This window comes from Spirosoma liriopis (genome assembly GCF_023196085.1).
GTDB classification, from domain to species: domain Bacteria; phylum Bacteroidota; class Bacteroidia; order Cytophagales; family Spirosomataceae; genus Spirosoma; species Spirosoma oryzicola.
Map to the genome: position 1 here is coordinate 45772 of NZ_JALPRF010000005.1, position 17557 is coordinate 63328.

Below are 17557 nucleotides of genomic sequence, written 5' to 3' on the forward strand. Positions count from 1 at the left end.
ATTTCCAACATAGTATGGCCCCTTTAGAAGAAGTATCAATTGCCGTTATAGGGCTGGGATACGTTGGCTTACCGCTGGCAGTCGAATTCGGTAAAAAGTACCCGGTTATCGGTTTTGACATTAACCCGGAACGTGTTAATCAGTTGATGACCGGCCATGATCGGACGCTGGAAATAAGTGAGGAACAGATTGCCGTTTCGCGACAGCTTTGTTTTACCACCGACATCAATAGGTTGCGTTCCTGTACGGTCTTTATTATCACCGTTCCAACACCCGTCGATAACTTCAAAAAGCCCGACCTGAGTTACCTGCTCAAAGCATCGGCTGACGTTGGTAAACTGCTTAAACCCGGCGATACGGTGATCTATGAATCGACCGTTTATCCGGGCTGCACCGAAGAAGATTGTGTGCCCATATTGGAAAAATGCAGCAAACTGACTTACAATCAGGACTTCTTTTGTGGCTATTCTCCCGAGCGCATCAACCCCGGCGATAAGGAACAAACGCTCACTCGTATTCCTAAAATCACGTCTGGATCAACCGCAAAAGCGGGCGAGTTTATTAACCAGCTTTATAGTTCTATTATTGTAGCCGGCACGTACAAGGCACCATCTATCAAAGTTGCTGAAGCGGCAAAAGCCATCGAAAACGCGCAGCGTGATCTCAACATCTCTTTTGTGAACGAACTCGCTCTCATGTTCGACCGGATGGGGATCGATACCAATGACGTGCTCGATGCTGCCAGTACCAAATGGAATTTCTTGAAATTTAGGCCGGGGCTAGTGGGCGGCCACTGCATCGGGGTTGATCCGTACTACCTCGTTCACAAAGCGCAGAGCCTGGGCTACTATCCACAAGTAATTGCATCCGGACGGTTGGTCAACGATAGTATGGGGGTATTCGTCGCGAAGAAGATCCTGAAGAAACTTATAGCCAACGGGCTACAAATTCAGCGAAGCCGGATTCTGGTGCTGGGCTTTACGTTTAAAGAGAACTGTCCTGATACGCGTAATACTAAGGTGACCGACATTTATTATGAGCTTACTGATTTTGGCATTCAGGTAGATGTGTATGACCCCTGGGCTAATCCCGAAGCCGTGAAACATGAACACGGAATAGACCTCCTAGAGCAGATAGGCAGTCGCCGGTACGATGGAATTATACTGGCGGTTGCGCACAAGCAGTTTATGGAGTTAGACATAAATGGCCTCAAAAAAGACGAAAAGTCTGTTCTCTTTGATGTCAAATCGATTGCAGATAGAAGCTACGTCGATATTCGGCTATAAACATGTACAGGCACAGGATGCCTTGGCATGTCATACAGCACTCTTCTTTTTTGCACCTATACCCGCACCAAAATGTCTGTTAATGAAGCTATTCTACCAGAACGTTATTCGGGTGGCGCTCCCCAACCCCCATTAATTTCGTTACCGATCACTGTCACGACAACTGATCGTCATCTGTTACACAGGCAAATACCAGCGGTATTGAACCAGTATGCACGGCAGGAGTCATGGCAGTTTGTTTGTTTGGAGGAGGTGCACCAAAATAAGCTCCAGCCAACTATACAAAACCTGTACATCGATGAGATGCTGCTCAAGGCACATGGGCCCAATTGGCTTTTCGGACAAGTGCGCAGAACCTTGGCGAGTGATAGTTACTTTGCTTTTCGGGTGACAACGGCCGAAAATATAAAAGCCTGTATTCAGCAACGATTGTCGGGTGTGTCGTTTTATGGCTACTATGGCGTACATTTCCTGGTCAGGCGGGCGTTGCCTAAACTCAAAGGGTTTCGAAAGATTTGTCGCTTGCTTAACGCACCCGTCGATATGTCGAAAGCGGAGATCATAGGACGTTTGATGTACAATGGTTTTGAGCTTGTTGATATCGTTGAAACCGTCGACGAGACACTGTTCGTTGCCAAAATCAACCCGCTAAACAATCCAAGTGAGTCGAAACCCGAATCGAACGAAGGGTGTCTGTTTCGTATGCAGCGGATCGGCAAACACGGAAAACCAATTACCGTGTACAAGTTTCGGTCCATGCATCCGTACGCGGAGTACGTTCAGGAATACCTTCACAAAACCAACGGCATTGATCTCGGCGGAAAATTTAAAAACGATTTTCGAGTCAGCACGGGAGGTCGTCTGATACGCAAGTATTGGATTGACGAACTGCCCATGTTAATCAATCTGCTTAAAGGCGACATTAAATTATTGGGTGTACGGCCTATCAGTGAACATTATTTTAGCCTGTACCCGGAAGCCGCCCAGCAACTCCGGCGTCAGCATAAGCCCGGTCTGCTCCCTCCGTATTATGCCGATCTACCGACAACGTTCGAGCAGATTGTGCAATCAGAGGTGAACTACCTCACCCGTTATGAACGTGATCCTGTCGCAACTGATTTAACGTATTTGCTGAAGATTATGAAAAACATAGTCATTCATAAAGCGCGCAGTAAATAACGAAGTAACGAACCAATGCCCATGCTGACCAGTTCCGTGGAGTCTATTCAGATGGTTGATCTGAAAAATCAGTATCTGAAAATTAAGCCCGCCATTGATGAGGCCATTCAGGAGTGCGTTAATTCGGCGGCTTTTATCAAAGGGCCACAGGTAAGCGCGTTTGAACAACAGTTAGGACACTACCTAACTATTGGGAACGTAGTAGCCTGCGCCAATGGTACCGATGCCTTACAGGTAGCCATGATGGCTTTAAATCTTCAACCCGGCGACGAAGTGATTGTGCCGTCGTTCACGTATGTGGCAACTGCTGAGGTGATTGCTTTATTACGGCTGCAACCGGTCATGGTTGATGTAGATCCCAAAACGTTCACAATTTGTCCGTCAGCAATTGAACAGGCAATAAGTCAGAAAACAAAAGCTGTCGTTCCTGTGCATCTGTTTGGTCAGTGCGCTGATATGGAACGAATCTCCGATTTGTGTTCTGCTTACGATCTGTTTGTTATTGAGGATGCTGCTCAGGCGATTGGTGCTACTTATTCCTACACAAATGGCAACACGGTTTCGGCGGGGGCAATGGGTATGCTCGGAACAACGTCCTTTTTTCCCTCGAAAAATCTGGGATGCTTCGGCGATGGGGGAGCGGTGTTTACAAACAATGACACAATTGCCAGCCACGTTAGAATGATTGCCAATCATGGTCAGGCTAAAAAGTACGAACACGATGCTATCGGCATCAACTCCAGACTCGATTCAATTCAGGCCGCTATTTTACTCGAAAAGCTGAAATTTCTTTCAACGTATACACTATACCGTCAGCAGGTTGCCGACATGTATGATGCCGTTTTTAGCGGTATAACAGCAATAGAAATTCCTTACCGGATGCCTGGCTCAACGCACGTTTTTAATCAGTATACGCTCAAGGTACCGGCAGCAGAACGTGATGAACTAAAAGCTTATTTAGATGATCGGAAAATTCCGAGCATGATCTATTATCCCATGCCGCTGCACAAGCAGAAAGCGTATCGGGGGTTGGGTCGGGTGGTCGGCGAATTGTCCGCAACAGAAGAGTTGTGTAAGCAAGTGATTTCACTACCCATCCATACGGAGTTATCGAATGAACAAATCCAATACATTACTGAGTCAGTCACTACCTACTTCAACTGAGCCTGTAAATGCTGTATTGATCCATCCAACGGCTGTTGTTGATGAGGGTTGTCAGCTTGGCGAAGGCACCAAAGTATGGCACTTCTGCCACATTATGTCCGGTTGTATCATTGGTGCAGATTGTAACATTGGACAGAATGTCGTGATTTCACCGCAGGTAGTGCTTGGCCGGAATGTGAAGGTTCAGAATAACGTATCCATATACACGGGAGTTACCTGCGACGACGATGTATTTCTTGGGCCATCCATGGTGTTTACCAACGTAATTAACCCCCGCAGCGCTATCAACCGACGGGGACAATACCTGAAAACGCACGTTGGCAAAGGCGCGAGTATTGGCGCAAATGCCACCATCGTCTGCGGTCATACCATTGGTGAATACGCTTTTGTGGGAGCAGGAGCAGTCGTAACCAAAGATGTGCCGCCTTACGCGTTGGTCGTTGGGAATCCTGCCCGGCAGGTAGGCTGGGTAAGCGAATATGGTCATCGACTCACTTTCGACCCAGACGGACGAGCTACCTGTCCCGAGAGTGCAATAAGCTATGCGTTAACAAACGGACTTGTCCATCCGATCTGATTAATATAAACAGTTTTCATTGATTACGGCTAATTGTCTTCCTCTATGCACACTTTTGCCCTGATTGGTGCGGCAGGCTTTATTGCTCCCCGCCATCTCAAAGCCATCAAGGATACTGGCAATCAACTGGTTACAGCCTTCGATAAGTTTGATTCGGTCGGCATCATGGATAGTTATTTTCCAGCAGCTGAGTTTTTTACCGAATTCGAACGATTCGACAGGCACATTGATAAACTACACAGATCGGGTCAAGGGGTTGATTTTACGAGTATTTGCAGTCCTAACTACCTGCACGATGCACATATCCGGTTTGGGCTACGAAACGGAGCTAACGTTATTTGTGAAAAACCGTTGGTACTAAATCCGTGGAACATTGATGGACTGGCCGAAATGGAAGCCGAAACTGGCAAGCAGGTCAATAACATTCTGCAATTGCGGTTGCACCCAAGCATCATAGCGCTCAAAGAACGGGTGTGTAACGGACCAGCCGACAAGATATATGATCTGGATTTGGCTTACATAACCTGTCGTGGCAAATGGTACAACATTAGCTGGAAAGGAGATCCGGCAAAGTCGGGCGGTATAGCTACCAACATTGGGGTGCATTTTTTTGACATGCTTACGTGGATTTTTGGGCCGGTTAAATTAAACCGTGTTCACGTTCACGAGGAAAACACAGCCGCTGGGTATCTAGAACTGGCTAAAGCACGGGTTCGCTGGTTTCTGAGCACCGACTACGATAACCTGCCCGAAGCCGTGAAAGTTGCCAACAAAAGTACGTTTCGTTCGCTCCAACTGGAAGGTGAAGAAATCGAATTTAGCGACGGATTTACGGATCTACATACGAAGAGTTATGAAAACATTCTGGCGGGAAAAGGCTTTGGATTGGCCGAGGCTTACCCTTCCATTGATATCGTACATAACATCCGGAATGCCAGTCTTGCCCGCTTAAGCAGTGATTACCATCCGATGGCGCGTAAACAACGTTTGCTAGTCGGCTATGATGCGGCAATCAATGGCTGATATGAACGCTGATAAACCAGTTTACGCTCATTCCATTACGCCCCAGCGCAGCTTACTCGACTTGCGTTTGGCTGAAATCTGGCAATACCGCGATCTGCTGTTACTGTTCGTCCGACGCGATTTTGTGGCGAAATACAAGCAGACGATTTTAGGACCTATTTGGTTTTTCATTCAGCCCATTTTTCAGACGGCTGTTTTAGCTATCGTTTTTGGCGGTATGGCTAACCTTTCGACCGATGGTGTTCCCCCGATTTTGTTCTACCTGGCGGGAATAACAGCCTGGAACTACTTTTCTAATTGTTTACGAACCACTTCGAATACGTTTACAGCCAATGCATCTCTCTTCGGAAAGGTATACTTTCCAAGGGCCGTAACCCCCTTGTCCATTGTGATCAGTAACCTGATTCAATTCGGCATTGGCCTTTTGTTGTTCCTTCTGATCTATGCATTCTACGCATCTGATGGCAATCCGTTACAACCCAACAGAGTCCTGTTGTTGTTGCCCCTACTTATTGTGATCATGGGCGCAATGGGTCTGGGTTTAGGGATGCTGGTTTCGGCCATGACGACCCGTTACCGCGATCTGCAATACTTGGTAGAATTTGGCGTGCAATTGCTGATGTATGCAACGCCAGTTATTATTCCCTTATCGGCTATTCCTGAAAAATACAAGCTCCTCATGCTGATCAATCCAATGACCGGAGTCATTGAAACATTTAAATACGGCTTTTTTGGGACCGGAACGTTTTCCTGGGGCTCACTCGGTTACTCCGTTGGTTTTACCGTAATCTCTTTTCTACTCGGACTGATGGTATTTAATCGAACTGAGAAAAATTTCATGGATGTCGTATAAGGCTGATTTCGTGTATGAAACCAATTATTAAAGTAGAAAATGTGTCTAAACAGTATCGGCTGGGTGCAATTGGAACCGGAACCATACGCGATGATGTGCAGCGATGGTGGCACCGCGTCCGGGGAAAGGAAGACCCATTTCTAAAAGTAGGTGATACCAATGACCGAAGTACGAAAGCTAACAGTGACTACGTCTGGGCGTTGAAAGACATCAATTTCGAGGTAATGCCCGGCGAAGTGCTCGGCATCATTGGCAAGAATGGAGCGGGTAAATCGACGCTGCTTAAAATACTCTCGAAGGTAACCGGGCCAACTACCGGTCGTATTGACTTTAATGGCCGTATCGGTAGCCTGCTTGAAGTGGGCACTGGTTTTCATCCTGATCTGACCGGACGCGAAAATATATTTTTGAATGGAGCTATTCTTGGCATGACCAAGCGGGAAATCCGCTCTAAACTTGACGAAATCATCGACTTTTCGGGTTGCGAACGTTACATCGACACTCCCGTCAAGCGTTATTCGAGTGGAATGACCGTTCGTTTAGGCTTTGCCGTAGCCGCCCACCTCGACCCCGAGATTCTGATTATAGACGAAGTTCTGGCTGTTGGGGATGATGAGTTTCAAAAAAAAGCGATCGGCAAGATGCAGGAGGTAAGCCGCAATGAGGGGAGAACGGTATTGTTCGTAAGCCACAGCATGGGAGCGATAAAAGCTTTGTGCAACCGAATAGTTATTATTAGTAACGGAACTGTTGGTTTCGTTGGGGATGTCGATGAAAGCATCAATAAATACCTTGAGAATCAGGATAGAAACAGAGGAAATGTATGGATGCGAAATAAAAGAAGTGGTAAGCTAAAAAACAGTAAACTTAGTATTCTTCGGGTAGAGCAAAGTTTAACCAACCGTATCCTTTCGCTAGACATAGATTATGTCAGTAACGATATGCATAAAGATGCTTTTGTGGCGGTTGATATAGTCAATCAGCAGGGAGTAGCCTTGATGCAAGCGTTGCCTACACTGAGAAAATTGATTCCGTATTCAGCGCTAACAAATAGATTTTTTATCACCATTGATTTGCCTAAACTGATTCCCGGTGAATATTTTACAAACATCTGGATTGGTAGCCATAATACGGAGACACTGGATTGGGTTGAATTTGCTACATCATTTACAATATACAGTTCACCAACTGAGGGCAGAACATTTCCGCATACAGCCGATCACGGTTATATCGTACCCGACTCCAAATTGATAGTACACCAGAGTAGCCCCCAGATTGTATCATGAACGTCTACCGTAAACTGCGAAGGTTCGTAGCTAAACAACTTGGATATCTGGCAGCTAAAATGGAGCCTTTTTCGAGCCAAGATGATTTATCAAAATTTAAGGGGTACTATTCTGATGCCGTTGAGGATGCGTCAACTATTCGATTGACTAGGAATGGCCATACCATAACGCTGCGAAAAGCATCAAGCGACTTGATGGTGTTTGAGCAACTTTTTATTTACAAAGAGTACTCGGAGTTAGTTGACTTAATACGATTAAATAAAATTTCGATAAGAACGGTAATAGATTTAGGTGCGAACATAGGGTTAGCTACAATCTATTTGCGGGAAAATTTTCCAGACGCCACATTCATATGTGCCGAACCCGACGAACGAAACTTTGAGTCTCTTCAAGCGAATTTATCAGGCTATGATAAGACTGTACTGTATCAAAAAGCTATATGGAGCACACAAAAAAATATTTACCTCAACAGAAATTTTAGGGATGGCAAAGATTGGGCAATCTCCGTATCTAATAACAAGTCAGGCTCCTACGCAGAAGTAAATACAATGACAATTGACGAAATCATTCTGCATAACAATCTAGACGAGATCGATTTAATAAAGATAGATATAGAAGGAGCTGAAGCTGAGTTATTTAAGGGGAGTGAACAAAATGATTTTCTCGACAAAGTGAAGGTAATAGCGATAGAAATACATAATGAGTTCAATGTAAGAGACAGCATTATATCGCAACTGATAAATCATAACTTTCTTTTGGTTGAGTCCAAACAGACCTTGGTTGCTATCAGCGCTAGCTGTATACAGAATAGTATGAACCATGTGACAAACAATCAGTCTGTTATTTAAACTGGCTTCATGCTGTTTTCTATTATTACGTGCGCTTATAACCCTAACCCTGCTGTTCTGGCAAAACTCGTCAAGGCGGTTAACGCACTGCGCATTGATACACGTTTCGACTACGAGTGGTTGATTGTTGATAATGGGAGTAAGCCTTTCGTCAACGATGTTTTCTTACTCAAGAAGAGTTTATCCGAGCAAAAACATATTTCCATTATCAGGGAATCTAAAGCCGGCTTGACTAATGCCCGAATTACTGGTTTGAACCAAAGTAAAGGCGACTGGATACTTTTCCTGGACGATGACAATGAACCCGTTGACGATTATCTGCTCCACGCCTATACTCTGATTCATAAATATCCATTTGTAAAATGTTGGGGTCCAGGACATGTAAATGTTAGGCTGCTTGACCCGCGTATCCAGTCCTGGATTGCTAATCGAAAAGACATGTTTCAGGAGAAGCATATCAATAACGTAATCTTTTCGAATGAGAAAATGTGGTCTATCTGTCATCCTGCCGGTACAGGAATGCTTATTGACAAAAACATACTCACAGGCTACGTAGAAAGTGTAGAAAAAGGACGATATACACTGACTGACAGATTAGGCAAATCTCTTTCAAGTGGAGGAGATACGCAGATCGTTTTTCATGCTGTTGATCAGGGTATGCATGTTGGTTTGGCACCTGATTTGGTGATCAATCATAATATTGAGCCAAGAAAAAGCACATTTAAGTATTTAAAAAAACAGACTTACGCCGGTTGCAAGTCATTCATAAAAGCACATAATGAAGTGCTGACTAACAACAGGTATGAACTTATCTATAAAGACAATGTGGGCGTAGCCAAACGGGTTGCTCGCTGGTTGATTGGAAATTACAAACAACTCTTTAGCCCAATCGTCGCGTTAGATTTCTTCGCCCTGCTTGGGAATTTACACGCGCCTTATTTTGCGTCAGACCAAAACCCACCTCGTTTACTAAAGTGGCTCGTTTATGTGTTTGTTAATGATAAAAAGTAGTAATAAGGTCTGATCATCAGCGTATTCCTGGAATTTGTTTAGGCTGGTTAAGATGTTTACAGCTTTAACTATTACTATAAATTGATTCAGCAAGTCAAAAAAATTCTGGATATAAGACGGCTAGATCCCGCAACGGCAGCTGCCATGCTTGGGTTATTGCTCAGGAAAAGGGCTGGTCTGCAATTGTCAGAACAGCAGCTTCAGGATTTAGAATTCTTCGATTGCCTTCGTCTGGCGAACGGGTATATCAGTCAACAGGAACAATCTTCAATTACAATATCCTTTCGTGGTATTTACAACACACCCGTTCGCTTAAGAACTGGATCTGATAGCAGTGATGTGGCTGTTTTTAAACAGATACTTGGCTGGGAAGAATATAAACCGGTTGTAGAGACATATAAAAATCATTTTGGGGCAGACGCGGCTTCTATCATAGACGCAGGCGGTAATATCGGGTTGACGTCAGTGTATTTTTCGGCTCATTTCCCGAATGCGTCAATTGTTAGTGTAGAGCCCGATATAGATAATTTCAACGTATTAACGGCAAATCTGGCCCAAAAAAACGTAACCTGTGTTTGGGGTGCGGTCTGGTGTCACAATGGTCAGCTAACATTAGTTAACGATTTTAGAGATCAACTTAGCTGGTCTCGTCGGGTCCAAGAAGTTGAGCAAAATACAAACCACGTCGTACCGGCTTATAGCATAATGCACATCAAGGAACAGCATAACTTTGATTGTATTGATATCTTAAAAATTGATATCGAAGGGGCCGAAAAAGAACTCTTTGCTGAACCTACTTTTCTGAAATATACGAAGTGCATTGCACTCGAAATCCATGACGAGTTCGATTGTCGTCAAACCATTTATCAATGCCTGTCCGATTACGGGTTCGACTTCATCAACACGGGCGAGTTGACGATTGGAATTAACCGAAATTTTCTGGCGTAGAACGTTTCTGGCGTTTGGTCCATAAAAGAGAATTACTAACGTGCTGTTTTTATGCAGGTACCGATTCTATTCATCATTTTCAATAAAAGAGAAGAGACCAAGCGAGTTTTTAACGTTATTCGAAGTCAGCAGCCAAAACAACTTTTTATTGCCGCCGACGGCCCCAGGGTTGATAAAGAAGGTGAGGTAGATACTTGTCGATATGTGCGGGAATGGGTGCTAGGGCAGATTGATTGGGAGTGTGAGGTTAATACCCGATTTCTCGACCAGAATATCGGATGCGGGCGTGGGCCATCCAAAGCCATATCGTGGTTTTTCGAACACGTCAATGAAGGTATAATTCTCGAAGACGACTGTTTGCCTAATGAAGCGTTTTTCCGGTTTAGTGCGGAGCTGCTCGAACGATACCGGAACGATTCGAACATTTCAATCATCTCGGGCAACAATTTCCAACCAGTACAGCCTATGCAGCTAGGGGCTGACTATTACTTCTCGCTGTTTCCGAGTACCAACGGATGGGCAACCTGGAAACGAAGTTGGGACGCTTATGAATACCATATCGCATCCTGGCCAACGCTGGACCAGAAGAGATTTCTAAACTCACTTTTTCGGGAAAAGAAATACCAGTTGTTCTGGAAACAACTCTTCGATTGGGCGTATGAAAAAAAACCGGATGATACTTGGGACATCCAATTCCATTACCACTGCATGAAGCGAAATCAACTTGCGGTTATACCGGCGGCAAACCTGATTTCTAATATTGGCTATGGTCCCGACGCAACACATTCGAAAGATCCTACTAATTATTTTGCGAATGTGCCCACTCATGATCTAGCGTTTCCGGTACGTCATCCAGGCAAAATTCAGCGTAATTATGAAGCTGATGAATTCATTCAAAACACGCTATTTGGTGCTATGGATGTTGATACCCGTTTCAAGAAATTCAAAAGGTTGATAAAGCGAATAATTCGTTATAAACAAACTGCCTGACGATTCGCGCGGTTGCGCTGACAGGTTGTAAAATAGCTGAGTATGAATGTGGTTGAGCGAAAAACCTTGTCGTTATTAAAAATACTAGTTAATAACCTGCATCCTCAAAACGGATCGTACGATGGTGTATCGTACCATTTCGAAGATGCCCAGTTTCGGGGGCAGGTCGCGTCTGACTTAATTAAAGAACGGATCACAGCGGGTAAACCTTTGATGGTTGCCCGCTTTGGAGCAACCGAACTTGCATTCCTGACAACGTATCTTATAACAGAAGAAAAGAGCTGGTGGCTTCGAAAAAGGCTTTACTATGTTCGTAACCAGATCCGAGCATTCGGCTGGGAAAATAGGGTTATCGATGATATGATAAATGTTTCGGGCTTCTTTCCGTACAGTTTAACAAACGCTCACCGATACACCAGCTTAGTGTTAGAGGATATACGACAATTAGATATTTTGGGTTCTTGGCTATACCGCGAGCGGTTGCTTACTCCCGAACTTCGTCATGTAATAAAAGTGCAACTGCCAGACCTTGAGCCTTATTATCATCAAAATCCCTGGAGCGAAGTGCTAGCCGGGAAAAAGGTTTTGGTAGTTCATCCGTTTGAGGACACCATCCGAAAGCAGTACTTGCTTCGCCATCTTTTATTTGACGATAAGCGCGTTTTACCTGACTTACAGTTGGATGTATTAAAGGCTGTGCAAAGTGCTGGGCAATCAAAAACGCAGTTTGCTGACTGGTTTCAATCGCTCGACTACATGAAAGCACAAATGGATCAGCGAGACTATGACATTGCTATTGTTGGATGCGGTGCTTACGGGTTTCATTTAGCGGCTCATGCGAAACGAAATAATAAAATTGGTATTCACTTAGGCGGGGCTACCCAAATGCTTTTCGGCATAAGAGGCAAGCGCTGGGAGAAGTACGATGGTAGTCGCGAGTTGATGAATGACCATTGGGTAAGGCCCTCGGATAGCGAAAGACCCCAAAAATTTACGTTGATTGAAGACGGATGTTACTGGTAAGTTTTGCTACCAAGACCCTCATCATTCGAAAAGCGTTCGGCAGATGTCTTGTGAGTTATGAGTTTAGTATCGGTTATTACTGTTAATCTGAATAATGTTGACGGGTTAGCTAAAACAATCCAAAGTCTCCTCGATCAGACATTTGTTGATTATGAATTTATTATAATCGATGGCGGCTCCACCGATGGTAGTGTTGAACTAGTGAAATCACACGTTGATAAACTGGCGTATTGGGTATCCGAACCCGACAAGGGTATCTACCATGCGATGAACAAAGGAATACAAGCATCTACAGGTGAGTACTGCCTGTTTTTAAATTCGGGTGACTGGCTTGTGGAGTCAACAACGCTGGCAACTGTCTTTGCCAAGAGGCCGCAAGCCGACATCGTGGCAGGCGACATTTATTTTTTCGATACCCAGACGAGCGCGATTAAATGGTTCGTCTCTTCACCCGATAAGCTCACTGCTAAAACCTTGTTTCTGGGTACGTTGCCTCATCAAGCCACCTTTATTCGGCGCAGTTTGTTTGACGCCGTTGGTTTGTACAATGAACACTTGAAAATCACGTCCGACTGGTTGTTTTTTTTAGAAGCGCTACTCATTCATGGTTGTTCGTACCAGCATTACCCCGTTACAGTTGCGAACTTCAACATGGACGGAATAAGTTGCAACCCCAACACAGCCTCGTTGCCGCGCCGAGAGCAATTGAGTGTTCTGCAACAACGATATCCATTATTCGTGGCTGATTATGAAGAGCTTAGCGGCCTTGAGAGCCAGAGCCAACTGTGGTTACAAAGCCGAGAATATCAGGTTTATCACTTTCTGAAACGTGCGGGCGTTATCCGCGTAGGCGTGTTTGGTCACCGCTTGAAGCGTTTTCTACAGCGAACTTTTTTTAATCAGCGTACTTCGTGAGGAAATTAGTAAAGAACGTCGCCCAGCGGTTCGGCTACGACATCCTGCATCTGCCAACGGACCCGATTGTCCGGCAGTGGCTCGACTTAATAAATGCCTTCCAGATTAACCTAATTTTTGACGTGGGCGCCAATACTGGACAGTTTGGACGAAGAGCCCGGACGTTAGGTTATTCAGGGGAACTTGTCTCGTTTGAACCAATTGCTGATACACACCAGCAACTACAGACGAATGTGGCTTCCGATCCAAACTGGAAAACGGTGCATTGTGCAATAGGTCATTATGATGGTTCTACTGAAATAAATGTGTCGACAAATTCATACAGTAGTTCAATACTTGATATGCTGCCCGTGCATATTGAAAGTGCTCCTGACGCCGTCTACACTCGACAGGAAACCATTCGTGTGCAGAAAATTGATTCAATCATTGATCAGTATTACAGACCTGGCAAAAACTTATACGTAAAAATCGACACGCAGGGTTTTGAGCGACAGGTATTTGAAGGAAGTCGGCAGTCGTTCAACAAAATCAAAGGATTCCAGATGGAACTTTCGCTCCAGCCAATGTATGAAGGGGAAACGTTAATGGATGAAATGATAAATCTGCTGCGGGAGGAAGGATATAAGCTAAAACTTATCGATAGTGGACACCGTAATTATGAAACAGGCGAACTGCTACAAGTGGAAGGCTATTTTTTTCGATGAAGACTACGCCACTCCTGTCAATTATTACGGTTAACCTAAACAACCGGGCAGGCCTAGAGCAAACAATACAAGGTGTTATAAATCAGAAATTTACGAGCTTCGAGTTTTTAATAATAGATGGTGGTTCCAATGACGGAAGTCACGAAATAATTGACTTCTATACCGATGCGATTAGTTATTGGGTATCTGAGCCCGATAGAGGTATCTACCATGCGATGAACAAAGGCATCGAACGGGCAACGGGGCAATATTGTCTTTTTCTCAATTCGGGGGATTGGTTCGTAGATGAGCAGGTTCTTGAACGGTGTTTTAACGAAAGACAAACGGCTGATTTATTGATTGGTGGTTGTCATGTATCAAAAAATGGACGCATCATTCATACGTATAAACCGACTGGAGAAATAACATTCAATTCATTTTATAAAACTACGATTCCACACCAGTCAACTTTCATAAAAAAAGCGCTTTTCGATAGGCTGGGTAATTATAGGGAAACATACAAGATCCACGGTGACTACGAATTCTGGATTCGATCCGTTATTACGCATCAATGTTCTGTCGCTATGCTTGATTGCGTCGTTGCCGATTATAATTTGGAGGGCCTCTCGAACAGACATGAATATAGCGTTCAATCGCAGGAAGAGATCCGGCAGATTCTCCAACAGGTAGTTCCTGAACGGGTATTAGCTGATTATGAAACCTGGATGGCCAAAAGGATTGAATTAAGCATGTGGGAGTGGGTAAAATCGAAAGGACTGCTTTATGGAACAATACAGTTCATATATGATCGAGCGGTTGGAATAGTCGCTTTGAAGCAAAGATTGTTCGCGCGTAAGTCTGACCAATAATATGTTCGAGATCCCTATCTTACTACTTATTTTTAATCGCCCCGACACCACCCAGCGAACATTCGACGCCATTCGTGCCGCAAAGCCTCAATACCTGTTTGTAGCTGGTGATGGCCCACGCTCCGAAAAACCGACGGATGTAGTGCGGTGCCAAGCTGCGCGGGCAGTAATCGAACAGATTGACTGGCCCTGTACAGTTAAGACGTTATTCAGAACCGAAAACCGGGGGTGTGGCCGTGGTCCGGCGGAGGCAATCACTTGGTTTTTCGAGCAAGTTGAAGAAGGTATTATTCTGGAAGACGACTGTGTACCAGACCCCAGTTTCTTTCCGTACTGTCAATCATTGCTTGAAAAATACAGGCATGATGAACAGGTATATATGATTACGGGTACCAATGCCTTACGAAAATGGGGTTACCAGAAATGCAGCTACTTTTTTAGTTATATGGCTCATAGTCTGGGGTGGGCTACCTGGCGAAGAGCCTGGAACGCCTTTGACTATGAGATGACTGGCTGGGACACTTCTGCCGGCCAGCAAAAGGTGAAAAACACGCTATTTAATCAAGCGTATTTCAATCATTATCAGACCGAATTTTCGAAGTATCAGGCGACAAGACCGGATGACGTCTGGGACTTTCAGTGGGCTTTTGCCAGATGGGTAAACGGCGGGAAGACAGCCGTTCCAGCCGTTAACTTAGTTGAGAACATAGGCTTTAATGCTGATGCAACGCACTCGTTTTACGAAAACGATCTGTTAGCCAATATTCCCTTATATCGTATGGACCTCCCGTTAAAGGCACCTGCAAAAAAGCTGGATAAGCTGTTTGACTGGTATCTGTTTGAGCGGTTTATCAGCCAGGAAAAGCGCACTACTTTTAAAAGGGTAACCCTTAAACTGATCAAGATTTTAACAGCATCAACGGTTTGATTAATGAAAAAAGTAGTACTAAATCTTTCGGCTTTTGACTACGGTGGTGCAGGCAAGTTTACGCTACATTTCAATGATCTCCTGAGAAAGACAGATTGTAATACGTATTTGGTTGTTATGGATGTGAAGACCAGTTATCCTCATCTGATACCCTATCCTAAAGGTCTTGAAAAACCTATCGCCAAACTGCAAAGAAAATTAGCAAAGCAGCAGTACACGGAATCTGATACAGCAAATGACTATTATTTTTATACACTTTATGATCGGTTTTCTACGATAACAGCCGGTAAAATACTGGCTTTGCTACCTGTTAAACCAGATGTTATTATTGTTCATTGGGTTAGCGATTTTATCAATGCTGAGACGTTGCATGAATTACAAAAGCGGTCTGGTGCCAAAGTATACATCTTGATGCTGGATAACGCTCCAATCACGGGGGGATGTCATTATCCCTGGGATTGTGCAGGTTTCGAAACAGATTGCAGCGGTTGTCCGGCGATGCTGAAAGCAAGTATCAAAGCGATTCCAAAAAAGAATTTAGCGCTCAAAAAACAATACCTTCCCGATGACGTGACACTACTGGTTTTTTCTGATAATGACCTGAAGAGAGCCAGAAATTCTGCCTTGTTTAAGCATAAATCAATTATAAAATTACCGGGATACCTTGTCGATGAAACCAAGTACAGACCAGGGAATCAGTCGGATGCAAAAGCTTTTTTTAACATTGACGAAAAACAGCGAGTCGTATTTTTTGGCGCTACTTCACTAGTCGAAAAACGAAAGGGAATGCATTTGTTAATTAATGCATTAGAACACATTGAAGCGAAAAATGTAACGTATCTAGTTGCTGGGTCGGCACCACTATCCGAAGAGCGTCCTCAGTTTAAGCTGGTAGGTAATCTAACCGAAGAGCAACTTATAAAGGCATATCAGGCTGCTGATCTTTTCGTCTGCCCCACCCTGGAGGATTCTGGACCAACAATGATCAATCAGGCAGTCATGTGTGGGACGCCAGTCGTTTCCTTTGAAACAGGTATTGGTGGTGATTTAGTCTATACCGGTAAGACAGGTTACCGGGCCAAGCATAATGATTCTCAGGACTTAGCGGCTGGTATCAACTATCTGTTGAACCTATCGGAGTGCGAGTTACAACAACTTCGTCAAGACAGTCGAAATTTCGTGATCAATATGTATGGTGGCAACGAAAGCTATCTCGAGAGGATGTCCCAACTGATACAGACATGAACCAGGTATTTAACTCGCTGTTAGCTCCAGCCACCGTCATTGGTAACGGTATGATTGCGCAACGCTTTAGTAAATATACAGGTCAAACTGATATTGTACTATTTGCCTCTGGCGTGTCGAACTCAAAAGAGACTCGTACGGCACCCTACATCCGAGAACGGGTACTCTTAGAAAAAACACTAGCCAAACTGACCGACCAGTTGTTCGTATACTTCAGTACGGCGAGTGTAAATGATCCAACGGAAAAAAACAGTCCTTACATACTTCATAAACTGGCCGCTGAACAACTGATAAGCACTTGGGCACCGAACTATTTGATTGTTCGGGCATCAAACGTAGTTGGTGGATTGGGAAATCGATACACCATTATGAATTATTTCTGGGAGCATATTCAACAAGGCAAGTCATTTGCCATTTGGCAACACGCAACACGTAACCTGATTGGCCTTGATGATCTGTATTTGGCGGTCGAACAGGCCGTTCTCTGTGGTTCCTATCAAAATCGAATACTTACTCTCGTTAATCCATACTCTGTAAAACCGCTTCAAATTGTTGAAGCTATTGAGACGTATATAGGTAAGCGTGCGGTGTTTGAGAAAGTTGAAAAAGGTATTTCTTTCGACATTCGCACCGATATTGAGCAACTGCTAGATGTAGAAGAAAGCTACTGGCAACCTGACCAATATATACATCGGCTGCTTTCAAAGTACTATGAATTATAGTCGCATT

The 17557-nt window shown here is 44.3% G+C and carries 18 protein-coding genes; all 18 read left to right on the plus strand.

Going from position 1 to position 17557, the window contains the following annotated elements:
* The first annotated feature begins 14 nt into the window (after nucleotides 1-14).
* The 18 genes from M0L20_RS23625 (at nucleotide 15) to M0L20_RS23710 (ending at nucleotide 17550) form a co-directional block, all read left to right on the plus strand.
* Nucleotides 15-1286, plus strand: a complete 1272-nt coding sequence (locus tag M0L20_RS23625) for a nucleotide sugar dehydrogenase (RefSeq protein ID WP_248479493.1) — start codon at nucleotides 15-17, stop codon at nucleotides 1284-1286.
* A gap of 72 nt (nucleotides 1287-1358) precedes the next feature.
* Nucleotides 1359-2465, plus strand: coding sequence for a sugar transferase (locus M0L20_RS23630; RefSeq protein WP_248479494.1), 1107 nt, complete (start codon nucleotides 1359-1361; stop codon nucleotides 2463-2465).
* 21 nt (nucleotides 2466-2486) lie between these two features.
* A complete protein-coding gene (locus M0L20_RS23635) occupies nucleotides 2487-3629 on the plus strand; it encodes a DegT/DnrJ/EryC1/StrS family aminotransferase (RefSeq protein WP_354004266.1) in 1143 nt (380 codons plus the stop codon).
* Nucleotides 3580-4206 (plus strand): acyltransferase, encoded by a 627-nt coding sequence (locus tag M0L20_RS23640; protein ID WP_248479496.1) that lies wholly within the window; start codon nucleotides 3580-3582, stop codon nucleotides 4204-4206. The genes M0L20_RS23635 and M0L20_RS23640 overlap by 50 nt, the downstream gene beginning before the upstream one ends.
* A 45-nt stretch (nucleotides 4207-4251) precedes the next feature.
* Entirely contained in the window at nucleotides 4252-5229 is a 978-nt protein-coding gene (locus tag M0L20_RS23645) for a Gfo/Idh/MocA family oxidoreductase (protein WP_248479497.1), read from the plus strand.
* 1 nt (nucleotide 5230) lies between these two features.
* Nucleotides 5231-6082, plus strand: coding sequence for an ABC transporter permease (locus M0L20_RS23650; RefSeq protein ID WP_248479498.1), 852 nt, complete (start codon nucleotides 5231-5233; stop codon nucleotides 6080-6082).
* 14 nt (nucleotides 6083-6096) lie between these two features.
* Nucleotides 6097-7368 carry an ABC transporter ATP-binding protein gene (locus M0L20_RS23655; RefSeq protein WP_248479500.1) on the plus strand — a complete coding sequence of 424 codons (1272 nt, stop codon included), beginning with the start codon at nucleotides 6097-6099 and terminating at the stop codon, nucleotides 7366-7368.
* Entirely contained in the window at nucleotides 7365-8216 is an 852-nt protein-coding gene (locus M0L20_RS23660) for an FkbM family methyltransferase (RefSeq protein ID WP_248479502.1), read from the plus strand. Before M0L20_RS23655 ends, M0L20_RS23660 begins: the two co-directional genes overlap by 4 nt.
* 9 nt (nucleotides 8217-8225) lie before the next feature.
* A complete protein-coding gene (locus M0L20_RS23665) occupies nucleotides 8226-9227 on the plus strand; it encodes a glycosyltransferase family 2 protein (RefSeq protein WP_248479504.1) in 1002 nt (333 codons plus the stop codon).
* A gap of 81 nt (nucleotides 9228-9308) precedes the next feature.
* Nucleotides 9309-10175 carry an FkbM family methyltransferase gene (locus M0L20_RS23670; protein ID WP_248479505.1) on the plus strand — a complete coding sequence of 289 codons (867 nt, stop codon included), beginning with the start codon at nucleotides 9309-9311 and terminating at the stop codon, nucleotides 10173-10175.
* A gap of 51 nt (nucleotides 10176-10226) precedes the next feature.
* Nucleotides 10227-11165 carry a nucleotide-diphospho-sugar transferase gene (locus M0L20_RS23675; RefSeq protein WP_248479506.1) on the plus strand — a complete coding sequence of 313 codons (939 nt, stop codon included), beginning with the start codon at nucleotides 10227-10229 and terminating at the stop codon, nucleotides 11163-11165.
* A gap of 42 nt (nucleotides 11166-11207) precedes the next feature.
* Complete coding sequence (locus M0L20_RS23680; protein ID WP_248479507.1) at nucleotides 11208-12188, plus strand: hypothetical protein; 981 nt, start codon at nucleotides 11208-11210, stop codon at nucleotides 12186-12188.
* 57 nt (nucleotides 12189-12245) lie between these two features.
* Nucleotides 12246-13103, plus strand: a complete 858-nt coding sequence (locus M0L20_RS23685) for a glycosyltransferase family 2 protein (protein ID WP_248479508.1) — start codon at nucleotides 12246-12248, stop codon at nucleotides 13101-13103.
* Nucleotides 13100-13807: an FkbM family methyltransferase gene (locus M0L20_RS23690; protein WP_248479509.1), complete on the plus strand. Its 708-nt coding sequence runs from the start codon at nucleotides 13100-13102 to the stop codon at nucleotides 13805-13807. Before M0L20_RS23685 ends, M0L20_RS23690 begins: the two co-directional genes overlap by 4 nt.
* Nucleotides 13804-14655 (plus strand): glycosyltransferase family 2 protein, encoded by an 852-nt coding sequence (locus tag M0L20_RS23695; RefSeq protein ID WP_248479510.1) that lies wholly within the window; start codon nucleotides 13804-13806, stop codon nucleotides 14653-14655. Before M0L20_RS23690 ends, M0L20_RS23695 begins: the two co-directional genes overlap by 4 nt.
* Nucleotide 14656: 1 nt before the next feature.
* Nucleotides 14657-15583 carry a nucleotide-diphospho-sugar transferase gene (locus M0L20_RS23700; RefSeq protein ID WP_248479511.1) on the plus strand — a complete coding sequence of 309 codons (927 nt, stop codon included), beginning with the start codon at nucleotides 14657-14659 and terminating at the stop codon, nucleotides 15581-15583.
* A gap of 3 nt (nucleotides 15584-15586) precedes the next feature.
* A complete protein-coding gene (locus tag M0L20_RS23705) occupies nucleotides 15587-16828 on the plus strand; it encodes a glycosyltransferase (RefSeq protein ID WP_232563204.1) in 1242 nt (413 codons plus the stop codon).
* Nucleotides 16825-17550: an NAD-dependent epimerase/dehydratase family protein gene (locus M0L20_RS23710; RefSeq protein ID WP_248479513.1), complete on the plus strand. Its 726-nt coding sequence runs from the start codon at nucleotides 16825-16827 to the stop codon at nucleotides 17548-17550. The genes M0L20_RS23705 and M0L20_RS23710 overlap by 4 nt, the downstream gene beginning before the upstream one ends.
* Nucleotides 17551-17557: the final 7 nt, after the last annotated feature.